Raw genomic sequence first — 13943 nt, 5'->3', positions numbered from 1 at the left:
AGAGCTAATCCTGAAATTAATGGAGCGAGTAAGGACGAGATAACGATTGCTGGGTTCGACGAGGTGGATCGTAAAATAGATCGGGACGCGATCGCCAGACAAAACTTACTGCCACTACTGTAATCAAAGCTTCTCCAATACCGATTACCACGTGCCAAGACATCATAGCAGCCAAGGCAACTGCTAAAGGCACGGTTCCCGATAAAGCGAGTTGGAATGACGCAATCGCAGCAGCAACGACCACGCTTGCCCAGCTTGCTACCGCTATTCCCACTAACATTCCCCGCCAACTGTTGCGACCGATGGCAAAACGGATCGCTTTATAGAGATAGTAACCGCCAAAGGTGCCAACCAAACCCATGTTGAAAATATTAGCGCCCAGCACTGTCAGCCCGCCGTCTTGAAATAGAACCGCTTGGACGATAAATACAACTGACATAACTAGAGTTCCCGCCCAAGGACCGAGTAACGCGCCAGCTAGAGTGCCGCCCAATAGGTGACCCGACGTACCGCCAGGAATGGGGAAATTAATCATTTGGGCAGCGAAAATAAATGCCGCACAAACGCCCATTAAGGGAACTGCCCGTTCTTGATAGTCAGCTTGCACTTGCTTGAGTGCGATCGCGATTAGACCGATGGAAACGATCCAGGTCAAGAGGCTGATTGGTAAACTCAAAAAGCCATCCGGAATGTGCAGGGCTAAATGAGGCTGTAGCGCCCAGTGCAACCAACTTGAAGACAACACCTGAGAAAATAGATTGGCTATAGCCATAGTCAGAGATTGCAAAGCCTTTTATTTTTAGTCTTCTCACTTTTGTAAAGCTTTATCAATCCCCCTAGAGAGGATTTTTAGAACATCTTTAGATTCATTACAGATTTTTGCTTTTCAAAGGCAGGGACTTTCGTGTTAGTAATTAATAATAAGGATTACTATAGATAAAAACGTTTTTTCAAAACACAACGCATGAGAGATCTGGATCGGGAAAAAACTATTCAAGCACTCAACAGAATTATGGAATTTGAATTGGCTGGCGTCGTCCGCTATACGCACTACTCTTTAATGGTGACGGGTCCCAATCGCATCCCGATCGTGCAATTTTTTCAACAGCAAGCGAATGAATCTCTGCTTCATGCACAACAGGTAGGAGAAATTTTAACCGGGTTAGAAGGACATCCCAGTCTCAAAATTGCTCCCATTGAAGAAAGTTACGAACACAGTTTGCAGACGATTTTAACAGAGAGCCTCAATCATGAAAAGAAATCTCTGGAATTGTATAAAGACTTATTAGATACGGTAGAAAATGCCAGTATTTATTTAGAAGAATTTGCTAGAGGAATGATTGGGCAAGAAGAATTGCACAATATTGAAATCAGAAAAATGTTGCGCGATTTTGTATAATTAAAGTCAGAATGCTGACGGCTAACTGAATGATGAATTTAAGTGCTGCCTTGCCGACCTTTGTTGTCACGTTGCGAGAAGGGTTTGAAGCTGCTTTAGTAGTGGGAATCGTTCTAGCTTGTTTGAGTAAAGCGCATCAGACTCAACTCAATCGCTGGGTATATCAAGGCATCGGCGGAGGAATGGTGGCAAGCGTCATGGTAGGATTTCTTCTAGCGGGAGTGCTTCAGGAAATAAATTCCCATCAAAGTCCTTACACGCCAGTCATTAGAGAAGTTTTAGCAGGTGTTTTTGGTCTGGTTGCGATCGCGATGCTCAGTTGGATGCTGATTTGGATGACGCAACAAGCTAAGTCAGTTAAATCTGATGTCGAAGGCGCAATTCAGACAGCTTTAGCACAAAATGATAGCGCCGGAAAGGCAATTTTTCTTCTCGTTTTTATTGCCGTCTTACGAGAAGGTTTTGAAACTGTTTTATTTATTCTTGCTAAGTTTCAGGAAGGATTTATTCTGCCTGCCACGGGAGCCATAACTGGATTGCTAGTCGCTGCCGGACTGGGCATATTATTGTTTAAATGGGGAGTTAAGATTAACATTCGCCTATTTTTTCAGGTGATGGGAATTTTACTGTTGTTAATTGTCGGCGGTTTGGTTATTGGCATGCTCAAGCACGTCGATGCGTCAGTAGCGCTACTGATGCAAATAGATTGGCGCTTCGCTAATTGGTGTATTGTACCCGGAGAGTCTTGTCTTTTGGGACCGCTGGTTTGGGACACTTCAGAATTTCTTCCCGATCGCGAGTTTCCAGGGATTATCCTCAAATCCTTGTTTGGCTACCGGCAAAAGCTTTATCTAGGACAAGCGATCGCCTATTTACTCTTTATGGGACTTGTCGGCGGAGCCTATTTTCAAAGTTTAACTGGGCGATCGGTTTTAGGGAAAAACTCTGAAAAGACAGTCGAGAAAGCAAGTTAATGTGAAGTCGGAAGTCGGAATTCGGAAGTCGGAATTAAAAACCAATTACTACTGTACGGGCGGGTTTTTTGCAGTAACTATTGGGAAATCTCTCGCGTTTCTAGATAAAACCGCCCCTACTAACCACTATCCACTAACCACTAACTAATCCCCCATCCTTTCATCCGCCGTTCTCCTTGAAGAGGTTCAAGGAGCGTGCGGCGGCTTCGCCAAAATCCAAAATGGTATTACTTTTTCAGTCCTCGTTTTCGATCGCTTTCTTGGCTAGTTCGATCTGCCGTCGCTTTTCTTGTTGGCGCGATCGCTTTTCCTCAGTAAGGCTGTCAATACAGTAAGGACAAGAAATCCCCTCCTCGTAAGCTGGAGATGTCTTATCTTCCTCAGAGATGGGATGTCCGCAGCTACAACACATATCATAGCTGCCGATTTCTAAACCGTGTTTCACTGCAATGCGTTCGTCAAAAACGAAACATTCGCCCTCCCACAAACTCTTTTCGGCTGGAACTTCCTCTAAATACCTTAAAATGCCGCCTTTGAGGTGATAAACTTCCTGAAAGCCTTGTTGCAGGAGAAAAGACGAGGCTTTCTCGCAACGAATTCCCCCCGTACAGAAAAGTGCCACTTTTTTATGCTGACTGGGATTGAGGCGAGCGCGAACGTATTCGGGAAATTCTCGAAACGAGCGAGTTTGCGGATCGATCGCGCCTTTAAAGGTACCAATCTTAACTTCGTAGGCATTGCGAGTATCGATAACGAGAACGTCTGGATCGGAGATTAAGGAATTCCATTCCTGCGGACTGACATAGATGCCGACGCGATCGTTGGGATCGACTTCCGGTACTCCCAGCGTAACGATTTCTCGCTTGAGACGGACTTTCATGCGCTCGAATGGAGGAGTTTCAGCCTGGGATTCTTTGTGTTCCAAATCGGCTAAACGCTCGTCTGAGCGCAAAAAAGAGAGCGTTGAATCAATGCCCTCACGAGAACCCGCGATCGTGCCGTTAATTCCTTCTAAGGCAAGTAGAATCGTTCCTTTAATGCCATGCGCCTGGCAATGAGCAAGCAGCGGAGCTTGTTTAGCAGCGAAATCGGGCAATCTGACAAATTTGTAGAAAGTAGCAACGATTTGAGCCATTTGATTTTAGATTTTGGATGAGAGTAAAGTTTGTCTTCGACGGTTGCTAAAGCGATCGCTTTGGTAAAACTATTGATATTTTTTGAAATTTAGGTGTATACTGATAAAGGTGCGTAAATAGCGAGGGGGTATAGCTCAGTTGGTAGAGCGCCTGCTTTGCAAGCAGGATGTCAGCGGTTCGAGTCCGCTTACCTCCATTAAAAAACATTATTAGATATACTCGAAAAACCTTGCAAGTTTTCGCAAACACGAATGCCCGGTCTATTTTAGCAATCCCTTCGCAAATGTGGCAGAGAACGTTTAGACTATTGGTAATTTGTTTAAATCAACCCTAGAACATACGACAGAAGAGAAAGCATGAAGCAACGTGGCGTAACCATCTGGTTTACCGGTTTGAGTGGTGCTGGCAAAACCACCATTACCAGAGCATTAGAACAGAAACTGCGCGAACAAGACTATCCGGTAGAAATCTTAGACGGAGATGTGGTGCGCGAAAACTTAACTAAAGGGTTAGGTTTCTCGAAAGAAGATCGAGATGAAAATATTCGTAGAATTGGGTTTGTTGCTAACCTGCTGACTCGTCATGGAGTGATAGTTTTAGTCTCAGCGATTTCCCCCTATCGAGAAATTCGAGAAGAGGTCAAACAACGCATTGGAGATTTCGTTGAAGTATTCGTTAACGCTCCCTTGGCAGTGTGCGAAGATCGAGATGTTAAGGGGCTGTACAAACGGGCAAGAAATGGGGAAATTAAATCATTTACCGGAATTGACGACCCTTACGAACCTCCCCTCAATCCCGAAGTCGAATGTCGCACCGACCAAGAAACGATAGAAGAAAGCCTCGCTAAGGTTTGGCAAAAACTTGAAGAAATGGGCTATCTTCGTAAAGCGGTGACGGTATAAACAGTCGTCGGTAGGGGCAAGGCACCCCTTGCCCGTGCAGTTTTTGGAATCATGTTCTCAACGATCGAGTTTTCTAATCCCTGGTTAGTTGCTGTTGGACTGAATACAGTATTATTAGCGATCGCATTCCTAGCTCCCAAAAAATTACTTACTCCGGCTGGATATTTAAACGCTTGGTTTTTAGGCGTTCTGATTTGGGGAACGCTGGGATGGCAAGGATATGCGATTGTCATGTTCTACTTCCTAGTCGGTTCGGGTCTAACCTACGTCGGCATGGCGCAAAAGGAAGCAGAAGGCATTGCAGAAGAACGTTCTGGCATGCGAGGATCGGGAAATCTTTGGAGTTCGGCATTAACAGGAACAATCTGCGCTGTGGTAAGCTTATTTGCAGATACGCCGATTCGAGAGCTATTATTATTAGGCTACGTTGCCAGCTTCGCGACTAAACTCTCCGATACCACGGCAACCGAAATCGGAAAAGCCTATGGAAGAAAAACTTTTCTGATTACTACCCTACAACCAGTCGCACGGGGAACAGAGGGAGCAATTAGCTTAGAAGGAACGATCGCAGGGATTGTCGCCTCTGGGGCGCTCGCAACTTTGGGTTGGGGAATCGGTCTGATCGATCCTATCGGGATAGCTTTGTGTGTCGTTGCTGCTTTTGTCGCGACCAGTGTAGAAAGTCTGATCGGCGCAACGATAGAATCTAAATTGAGTTGGTTGACCCATGATGTTGTCAATTTTCTCAATACTTTAATTGGCGCGATCGCGGCGATATTAATGGCTTCAATTTTTTTGATTAATCTACAAACTAATTAATGCGATTTTAGCTCAAACCGATTTAGGATCGAACCAACTCAGATCGAGATAATTAATTCGCGCATAGGGTTCCAAAGCCGTCAGAACGCGATCGCCATAACTGCGATAATTGATCCGATTATCCAGCAGAGTGACAATTCCCTGAGACTCCCGCAAAGGCATGACGGCGCGTTGAATTTCTCTTAAAGCCGTGGGCAGAAGATAGAGACGGAACCAATCTTGACGCTGACGCTTATAGTACGCTACTCGCCCGGCTACGAGGGGATTTTCCAGGGAAGGAATAGGTAAAGTGGCAACGATGAGAAGTTGGGGAGCAGGAAATCGTTCTTGATTGTCGCACCAAAATTGCCAGCCAGACACTAAGATGCCGTTTTCTGCTGGGGCTGTCTTTTCTACTCGAACTCTAGAGCCAAATTCAGCCGCTATAGTCGCCCCCACTCGCGCTTTTAAAGGGACATCTTCAACCAACACGACGATGAGTTTTTTGGCGCGATCGCAATAACTTACCAAGGTGCGGACTTCTTGCATTAGCGCCCCCTGAAATTCGGGCGTATTGGGCAGAGGAAAACGTTCTGGTACGTACAATTGAATGTATTCATTCTGTCGGTTGGGAAGGAATTTCAGGCACAGCAGATCTCCCAACCCCAATCGCTGGCGGTAAACGGAGGCATTTTTATCGCTATCTAAAAAACTACCAATTAAAACGACTGGCTGTTGCTCCCAAACTTGGTTGAGGACGCTAGCAACCTCTACAGGCGCAACATGTAGCGTAAAATGTCCGCTGTCCCTGTCGATAGATGCCCACATCATCTGTCCTTTCGTTGGCCACCGATGCCAAAATCGCTCGAAGGAGGGAATTAAAGACGATTGCGCTGCTAAAGTTGACAATAAGCGTCGCAAGCTTTCTGTTTCGGCATCTTCTATGAGATAGCAACCATAAGGATTTTTGGGGCGAGCAAAGATAGCTTTGGTCAGTTGGACTCTGACATCTCGAATGAAGTCTGCGTGGCGGGGATAGCTTTGTACGAGATCGCCCCAGTGCCAATCTTCGATCGCGGCACTCAGGCATTCTCTGGCCCACTCTTCTAAGTCATCGGCGCGATCGATTACGGTAAGAATATTTTGAGGAAAGCGCCCTAAATTTTCCAAGCGATCTGCCAGCCATGCTTGGGGCGAAGTCAGCATCAGTCCTCCAAACCCTTCCAACCAACGATCGACCGTGCGAATTTCTTTGTGAGTTTGCAACCATTCCTGAAGTTGAGGGATTTCGACCTGTAATAAGTGTTGTTGGACTGATTTGGGCGCAACCAGAAGCACCGGAGTATCGCTTAGCAGCGCGGGGGTTAGATAGCTGAGACAATATTGGGTTACGGGACTCCCCGTTTGGATGAGCGCGGAACGTTGCAGTCGCAAAGCACGAGAAATAATCCTTGCCATGGTTAAATGATGAGGCCAGTTTGACTTTCCCCGTCCTCGGAGAAAGGAAAGTAACGACGAATGAACTTCAGCCTCTAGGAGTGGTGCCATGGCAGTATAGACAAATCACAAGGGAACGCTAAAGGAGCTATAGTCTAGCATAAAAAATTTTGGAGAAGGCTTTTTAAGGACGGAGGGCAGAGGTCGGAGGACGGGGAATAGGGAGTGTGGGAGACTTGGGGGATAAGGGGACAGGGAGACAAAAGACGGAATTGACAATTTAAGTGTCGCAATAGAACGGCACCACCTAAAATAAAATTCATGCAGTATCAAATCTCACTCCCAGAAATTCCTCCTTGCGCCTGGAAACGTCCCATCGGTTTAGGTTGGGACAAGCCCTACACCGTTCGCTACGCTAGCAATCTCGACGATGGTCCTTGGCATGGAATGCCTTTGGGCGGATTCGGTGCGGGGTGTATCGGTCGTTCTAGTCGAGGCGACTTTAACCTCTGGCACCTCGACGGCGGCGAACACGTTTTTCGCTCCCTTCCTGCCTGTCAATTCAGCGTCTTTGAACAACCAGAAGGCGGAGAGGCGCAAGCTTATGCCATGTGTACCGAACCGCCAGAGGACGGGACTTTATCTCGATGGTTATGGTATCCGAAGAAAAAAGGAACTTACCACGCCCTCTACCCCCGCAGCTGGTACGAATATAAGGGAGTTTTTCAATCGGAACTCGTTTGCGAGCAGTTTTCTCCCATTTGTGCGGGCAATTATCAGGAAACAAGCTATCCTGTTGCTATTTTTGAATGGACGGCACACAACCCAACCGATAAACCCATTACCCTCAGTATTATGCTGACTTGGCAGAATACAGTCGGTTGGTTTTCCAATGCCATTAAGTCTCCCAGCATACAAGTACGAGATGATGGCAGTCCCGAATATGAATACCAACCCCGTTGGGGCGACAGTACGGGGAATTTCAATCAGTGGATTGTCGATAATTTTCGCGTTGGTTGCTTGCTCAACCGCATCCGACTCCATGAAGACGAGATTGGAGAGGGAGAAGGACAAATCTGTTTTGCCAGCATTACCAATCCCACGATAGAAGCTTCCTATCTCGGTCGCTGGAATCCTAACGGTGATGGTTCCGAGGTCTGGGATTGCTTTGCCGCGAACGGGTCTTTACCCGACACAGAAGACGAAACGCCTGCCGAACCGGGAGAGCAAATTGCTGCTGCTATGGCAATTCGCTTTACCGTTCGTCCCGGCAAAACTCGCAAGATTCCCTTTATTTTGGCGTGGGATTTGCCGATTACAGAATTTGCCGAAGGGGTGAAATATTGTCGCCGCTACACCGATTTTTTTGGGCGCACGGGAACTAATGCTTGGGCAATAGTTCGTACTGCCCTCAAGCACGGAGATATGTGGAAGGAACGGATTAAAGAGTGGCAGTCGCCGATTCTCAAACGCGAGGATTTGCCAGATTGGTTCAAAATGGCGCTGTTTAACGAGCTATATTTGCTTGCCGACGGCGGAACTTTATGGACGGCGGCAACCGAAGATGATCCTATCGGACAGTTTGGGGTACTTGAATGCATGGACTACCGCTGGTACGAAAGTCTGGACGTACGCTTGTACGGATCGTTTGGACTGATGATGCTTTGGTCGCGCTTAGATAAAGCGGTGTTGGAGGCGTTTGCTAGGGCAATTCCGACGGGAGACGATACGCCTCGAATTATTGGATATAATAAAGCGCCAGCAATACGTAAGGCTAAGGGGGCAACGCCGCACGACTTGGGCGCACCGAACGAACATCCTTGGGAAAAGACTAATTACACTAGCTATCAAGATTGCAATCTTTGGAAGGATTTAGGTAGCGATTTTGTTTTGCAGGTGTATCGGGATTTCGTGCTAACGGGAGCGAAAGATGTTGCTTTTTTGTGGGAATGTTGGCAATCAATCGTAGAAACCCTCGCTTATTTAAAAAAATTCGATCGCGATGGCGATGGCATTCCCGAAAATTCTGGCGCACCCGATCAAACCTTCGACGATTGGCGGTTGCGGGGGATTAGTGCTTATTGCGGCGGATTGTGGATAGCGGCACTAGAAGCTGCGATCGCTATAGGCAAAATTTTAATCGAAAATCCGCCCAGCAATCCCGATCTAGAGCTAGAAAATTACCCGCAATCGCTCCAAAATACCATTCAAACCTATCAAAATTGGTTGCAAGGAGCGCGATCGCTCTATCACGAAAAACTCTGGAATGGAGAATATTATCATCTCGACAGCGAAAGTGGTTCGGATATTGTCATGGCAGATCAACTATGCGGCCAATTTTATGCCCGTCTGTTAGGATTGCCAGATGTCGTAGAACGGCAATATGCCGAATCTGCCTTGAAAAAAGTCTATGAAGCTTGTTTTTTAAAGTTTCAAGACGGTAAATTCGGGGCGGCAAATGGAGTCAAACCCGATGGTTCGCCAGAAGATCCTAAAGCCACCCATCCGCTAGAAGTTTGGACGGGAATTAATTTTGGGTTGGCTGCATTTCTGTTGCAAATGGGAATGAAAGATGAGGCATTTAAGCTCGCAGAAACTGTCGTGCGACAAGTGTACGACAATGGGCTGCAATTCCGCACGCCCGAAGCGATTACAGCAGTAGGAACCTTTCGAGCGAGTCATTATTTACGCGCTATGGCGATTTGGGGAATTTATGGCGTTTTGACCGAGTTTAAAGAGGTCAAATAAGTTTAGCTTCAAAAAGTGAGTAGTGCGAGCATCTTGCTCGCGCACGGTCAGATACTCGCACTACCAATCATCTTATAAATCATCTAGGATCGCTATAGGCAGCAGGAGGGATTAAGATTGGCAAGAGTTCGCGTTCGCCAACACGTCAACCCACTCAGTTATAAATATCAAACTCCGATTTCACCTCCCAATTGGCATCAAGTTTATGCCTCTGTGACTCAGCCATTACACCTCGATATTGGTTGTGCGAGAGGGAAATTTTTATTGCAAATGGCACACCTACACCCGCAGATTAATTTTTTAGGTGTGGAAATTCGCCAACCTCTGGTAGACGAAGCGAACGAACATCGCGATCGCATGGGATTGACCAACCTTCATTTCCTATTTTGCAATATCAATAACTCGCTCTCTCCCTTACTCGAATCTTTACCAGCAGGGACTTTAAAATGGGTTAGCATTCAATTTCCCGATCCTTGGTTTAAGCAACGCCACATGAAACGCCGAGTCGTACAGCCAGAGTTAGTCGATCTCCTGGCAACTCATCTGGTAGATGAGGGAATCGTTTTTCTGCAATCGGATGTAGAATCCGTCGCTATCGAAATGCGCGATCGCTTTTTAGCCCATCCTCGCTTCCAACAACAGCATGCAGAACTCTGGCTAGAAACCAATCCCTTTCCGGTTCCCACCGAACGAGAAATCGCCACTCTCGCTCATAACAAACCCGTTTATCGAGTTTTAATGAAAATTGCGAAATGAATTGAGATCATCGTAGGATTTGCACGGGCATAACTAGATAAGTCATTTTTAAACCGCCTAGCGGCGTAACAATAACGGGTTGATTGCCTTCATTTAATTGCATCTGAATATCAGAAGAGGGTAATGCCTTCAATCCATCCATTAAATATTTAATATTAAAGGCAATTTCCAGGCTATCCCCAGTAATTTCTGCACTCATGGATTCCTTGGCACTGCCCAAATCTTGAGACTCTACCGATAGAGATAATTGTCCGCGATCGCGATCGATGGTAAATTTAACCAAATTATTTTTTTGATCGGCTAGTACGGCAACTCGTTCTAAACTCCCAATCAGTCGCTTGCGTTCTACCGTCACCGTTCTGGAAAATTGTCGGGGAATGAGTTGTTGATAAGCAGGATAAGCTCCTTCTAATTTCAGACTGGTTAAACGGCGATCGCCCAACTCAAAGATAGTTTGACTTTCATCGACATACAAGGCGACAGAATCAGTCGCTTGAGCCGTTGCTAGCATCCGTTCTAATTCTCGTAAAGCTCTAGCAGCAATGGTAACCGCAAAATTGTCTGAGGCGCGATCGCCCACTTCTGTATTTTCCAATGGAGTTTCCACCACTGCCAAGCGATGTCCGTCGGTTGCCGCAAATTCTAAACTATCTTGAGAGCCAGCTAAATGCACTCCAGTCAAAACTTGCTTGGTTTCATCGGTGCTAGCAGCAAACAACGTACCTTTTAACCCGTCGCTCAAAGCCGATACGGGTAGTACGATTCCTTCTCCCTCTTCTACCTTCGGCAATTCAGGAAATTCCGTCGCACTCATGCCCCTGATTTGAAAGCGTCCAGAGCTAGAAGTTAGGGTAGCGAGCGGATTTTCTTCTTCCTCGTCTTCCGCAGCCAGCGTAATTTCCTCTTCTGGCAACCGAGCTACGATATCGTTGAGGATTTTCGCGGGTAAGGTCAGTCTTCCCCCTTCGCTCACTTCGGCACTAAAATTGGTACGAATGCCGAGGCGACTATCGAAGGCAGTTAAACTGACTCGTTTCCCTTGCGCATCTGCGACGAAGAGAACGTTACCTAAGACGGGATAGGTAGGACGAGAAGGAACGGCACGACTGACCAGGGATAAATTAGCGTTCAGGTCGCTTTGAGAGCAAGTAAATTTCATCGGTAATCAGAATCGAGCTTTAATTTAGAACGATAGTACTATACGCGATCGCGAGGGATCTTTCTTTGTCCATTCAACCATTCTTTTTCCGGTTTTTATCCTGTGGAAAACTTGTGGAAAATCCCGTCTAGTTTTCCACAGAGTATATATACTTATTCGAGTTGCTGGTGAAATTCCTCGTCATATTTAGTCCCCCTCCAATCTTGTGCCGATTTGACCTGTTCTGGCGTTAAGTTTTTGGCTCCACTCAAGTCAGCTCCGCTAAGAAGAGTGGCTCCGTTGAGAGTAGCTCCATTGAGGTTGGCTTTCCAGAGATCTGCCTCTCTGAGATCGGCTTCTCTCAGGTTGGCTCTGATGAGGTCGGCTTTCCAGAGATCGGCTCTACGGAGGTTAGCCTTCCAGAGATCGGCTCTACTGAAGTTAGCACCGCTGAGGTAGGCTCTACTAAGGTCAGTTCGGCAAAGCCTTGCCCTGCTGAGGTCGGATCCGATCGGGTAGGTAAAACTCAAATTCAAGTATTTTCCTTCTGGATCTTGCGCGAAATTACGCCGTCCAATGACAGTAAGCGCTGCTTGAACGTCTATGGCAATTTCTGGTAACTCGTCTTCTCGATCGAGCGATTGTTGGTATTCTTGTAAGCAATTTTAATGTTAAAATATAGGGCAACGCCTACAAAAACTATTGCGATCGCGCTCAAAAAAATATCGTTATGAATTGAATTCCCTCTAGGAGAAAGTTGAGTTTAGTTTCTTTATCCGACAGCTGATTCCAGAGATTAACGCTCGCGTCCCCTAATTGAACCAGTAAAAGCCAAAGCTTAGAACATACCCAAAGAGCCAAAAGCGCGATCGAAAGATAGATTAAAAACTTTTTTCGCTTAGCCAAAAAGCTTGGCAAATCGGCTAAGCGGCTTTCCCAGCTAGTCACTTTCTGCCTCTCAACGAATACCGATACCCGGATTGGATCTTGCAAGCATTTTTGAAATGAGTATAAAGAAAGAGATTTTCTATCGGTCTGGGTTTTGATGGCTAATTAGCAGTATATAACAAGGTATTTAGAGTTCAGGGTATAGAACAACGCATAAAGGTCGCGATTTTAGCATATATTTTAATTTTAAGGTTAAGTTCTGATATTTTATCCCTTTAATTCAGTATAGCGAATGTTTGCTAAGTTTAACTTTTGTTATCTAGGTTAATGCGATCGAGCAATTGAGACAGGGTTTGACTGAGTTGGGGGTCTTGTTGCCGTAGCTGACCGATTTTCTCGCAACTGTACATAACGGTTGTATGGTCTTTGCCACCGAATTCTTCGCCAATTCTGGGCAAACTCAGATCGGTATGCTGGCGCATCAGATACATGCCGATTTGTCTGGCGATACTGATTTCCCGCCGTCGAGAATTTCCTTTCAAGTCCTCAATCGAGACTTTAAACGTCTCGGCTACCGCATTCAAGATGCTTTCTGGAGAAGCTGCCGCCCTTTCCATGGGCGGATTGAGAACTGGGGCAAGGTTTTCCACCGTCATCGGCAAACCCGAAATGGAAATGTAGGTAATGGCACGAATTAGCGCCCCCTCTAATTCCCGAATGTTGGAAGTGTAGTTAGCGGCGATATATTCGATGACCTCTCGCGGCAGGCGCATATGTTCGTATTCGGCTTTTTTCTGCAAAATTGCCATCCGCGTTTCTAAGTCGGGGACTTGAATATCGGCAATCAACCCCATCGAGAAGCGAGAAATAAGGCGATCCTGCAAGCTGGGGATCCGTTTGGGCGGGCGATCGCTTGCCAAGACAACTTGCTTTCCGGCTTCGTGTAAGGTGTTAAAGGTGTGGAAAAATTCTTCTTGGGTGTATTCTTTACCTTCGATAAACTGAATATCATCGACCAAGAGCACGTCGGCCGTGCGATAATGCTCTCGAAAGCTCTGCATGCTATCTTGACGAATGGCACTAATCAGGTCGTTAGTAAACTGTTCGGTAGAAACGTAGAAAATTTTGGAATTCGGGTGTATTTCCAGACGATAATGGGCGATCGCTTGCATGAGATGAGTTTTTCCCAAACCAACGCCGCCGCAGAGAAACAGAGGATTGAACTCTCGTCCGGGAGATTCGGCAACCGCCAGCGAAGCCGCGTGTGCCATACGATTGGTCGGTCCGACTACGTAGCGAGAAAAGGTATATTTTGGGTTTAATTTGGTCGGCTTCGGGCGATCGCTCGCTAAACTATCTACTACTGGCTCAAGCATCAAGCGAGAAGCATCGGGATCGCCAACAATCGCGAGATTTTCTCCTTGGGCGGCTGTGAGTTGAATTTCTATCGGATAGCCGAGAATTTCCCGTACCGTATCGGCAATGGTTTTGAGATAGTTTTTTTGTAGGTGATTGAGAATAAAAGGGTTGGCAGCTCTAATAACCAAACATTTGTCTGTTAACTCTTGGACTGTCGCCGTCTTAATCCAGGTCTCAAAAGCGGGACGAGTTAGTTGTAGCTGAAGTCTTTCTAGAACTTGATTCCAGAGTTGTTGTGGGGACATTTACACGAAATCGATCTGCGATCGGTGACTAGAAACTTATAGTTTAGCGATATCTAGAAGAGAATAGTATTATCTATTTTTAAGTCCGATTGATTAAAGAAAT

12 protein-coding genes and 1 tRNA gene are annotated in these 13943 nt (G+C 46.2%); 7 read left to right on the top strand and 6 right to left on the bottom strand.

Annotated features, from left to right (window positions below):
- Nucleotides 1-16: 16 nt before the first annotated feature.
- On the bottom strand, nt 17-772 hold the full coding sequence (locus PLE7327_RS00070) for an energy-coupling factor ABC transporter permease (protein ID WP_015141812.1): 756 nt from the start codon (nt 770-772) through the stop codon (nt 17-19).
- 192 nt (nt 773-964) lie between these two features.
- On the opposite strand from PLE7327_RS00070, the gene PLE7327_RS00065 reads away from it, so the two are divergent.
- Together PLE7327_RS00065 and PLE7327_RS00060 are read left to right on the top strand one after the other, a co-directional pair.
- On the top strand, nt 965-1399 hold the full coding sequence (locus PLE7327_RS00065; RefSeq protein WP_015141811.1) for a bacterioferritin: 435 nt from the start codon (nt 965-967) through the stop codon (nt 1397-1399).
- Between the two features lie 32 nt (nt 1400-1431).
- Nucleotides 1432-2373, top strand: coding sequence for an FTR1 family protein (locus PLE7327_RS00060; RefSeq protein WP_015141810.1), 942 nt, complete (start codon nt 1432-1434; stop codon nt 2371-2373).
- Nucleotides 2374-2608: 235 nt separating this feature from the next.
- Here the strand turns inward: PLE7327_RS00060 and PLE7327_RS00055 are convergent, their stop codons facing one another.
- The gene (locus tag PLE7327_RS00055) at nt 2609-3508 is read right to left on the bottom strand and encodes a rhodanese-related sulfurtransferase (RefSeq protein ID WP_015141809.1); all 900 of its coding nucleotides are present in this window, start codon (nt 3506-3508) and stop codon (nt 2609-2611) included.
- A 124-nt stretch (nt 3509-3632) separates the two neighbouring features.
- Here PLE7327_RS00055 and PLE7327_RS00050 point away from each other — a divergent pair.
- The 3 genes from PLE7327_RS00050 (at nt 3633) to PLE7327_RS00040 (ending at nt 5230) form a co-directional block, all read left to right on the top strand.
- Nucleotides 3633-3705, top strand: a tRNA-Ala gene (locus PLE7327_RS00050).
- A gap of 127 nt (nt 3706-3832) precedes the next feature.
- A complete protein-coding gene (cysC, locus tag PLE7327_RS00045; RefSeq protein WP_256377745.1) occupies nt 3833-4411 on the top strand; it encodes an adenylyl-sulfate kinase in 579 nt (192 codons plus the stop codon).
- 51 nt (nt 4412-4462) lie between these two features.
- Entirely contained in the window at nt 4463-5230 is a 768-nt protein-coding gene (locus PLE7327_RS00040; protein WP_015141807.1) for a TIGR00297 family protein, read from the top strand.
- A gap of 12 nt (nt 5231-5242) precedes the next feature.
- Here PLE7327_RS00040 and PLE7327_RS00035 read toward each other — a convergent pair whose 3' ends face one another.
- Nucleotides 5243-6757, bottom strand: coding sequence for a helicase C-terminal domain-containing protein (locus tag PLE7327_RS00035; protein ID WP_015141806.1), 1515 nt, complete (start codon nt 6755-6757; stop codon nt 5243-5245).
- Between the two features lie 210 nt (nt 6758-6967).
- On the opposite strand from PLE7327_RS00035, the gene PLE7327_RS00030 reads away from it, so the two are divergent.
- Together PLE7327_RS00030 and trmB are read left to right on the top strand one after the other, a co-directional pair.
- Entirely contained in the window at nt 6968-9394 is a 2427-nt protein-coding gene (locus PLE7327_RS00030; protein ID WP_015141805.1) for a GH116 family glycosyl hydrolase, read from the top strand.
- 117 nt (nt 9395-9511) lie between these two features.
- Nucleotides 9512-10150 carry a tRNA (guanosine(46)-N7)-methyltransferase TrmB gene (trmB, locus tag PLE7327_RS00025; protein ID WP_015141804.1) on the top strand — a complete coding sequence of 213 codons (639 nt, stop codon included), beginning with the start codon at nt 9512-9514 and terminating at the stop codon, nt 10148-10150.
- A 7-nt stretch (nt 10151-10157) separates the two neighbouring features.
- Here the strand turns inward: trmB and dnaN are convergent, their stop codons facing one another.
- From dnaN to dnaA, 3 genes are all read right to left on the bottom strand, one after another.
- Nucleotides 10158-11309 (bottom strand): DNA polymerase III subunit beta, encoded by a 1152-nt coding sequence (gene dnaN / locus PLE7327_RS00020; RefSeq protein ID WP_015141803.1) that lies wholly within the window; start codon nt 11307-11309, stop codon nt 10158-10160.
- 152 nt (nt 11310-11461) lie between these two features.
- Nucleotides 11462-11818 (bottom strand): pentapeptide repeat-containing protein, encoded by a 357-nt coding sequence (locus PLE7327_RS00015; RefSeq protein WP_217523277.1) that lies wholly within the window; start codon nt 11816-11818, stop codon nt 11462-11464.
- A 663-nt stretch (nt 11819-12481) separates the two neighbouring features.
- Complete coding sequence (gene dnaA, locus PLE7327_RS00005) at nt 12482-13840, bottom strand: chromosomal replication initiator protein DnaA (RefSeq protein WP_015141802.1); 1359 nt, start codon at nt 13838-13840, stop codon at nt 12482-12484.
- Nucleotides 13841-13943 lie beyond the last annotated feature (103 nt).

This window comes from Pleurocapsa sp. PCC 7327 (assembly GCF_000317025.1).
GTDB lineage: Bacteria > Cyanobacteriota > Cyanobacteriia > Cyanobacteriales > Microcystaceae > Hydrococcus.
The sequence above is the reverse complement of the archived record's forward strand: the minus strand, read 5'-3'. Positions and strand labels throughout refer to the sequence as shown.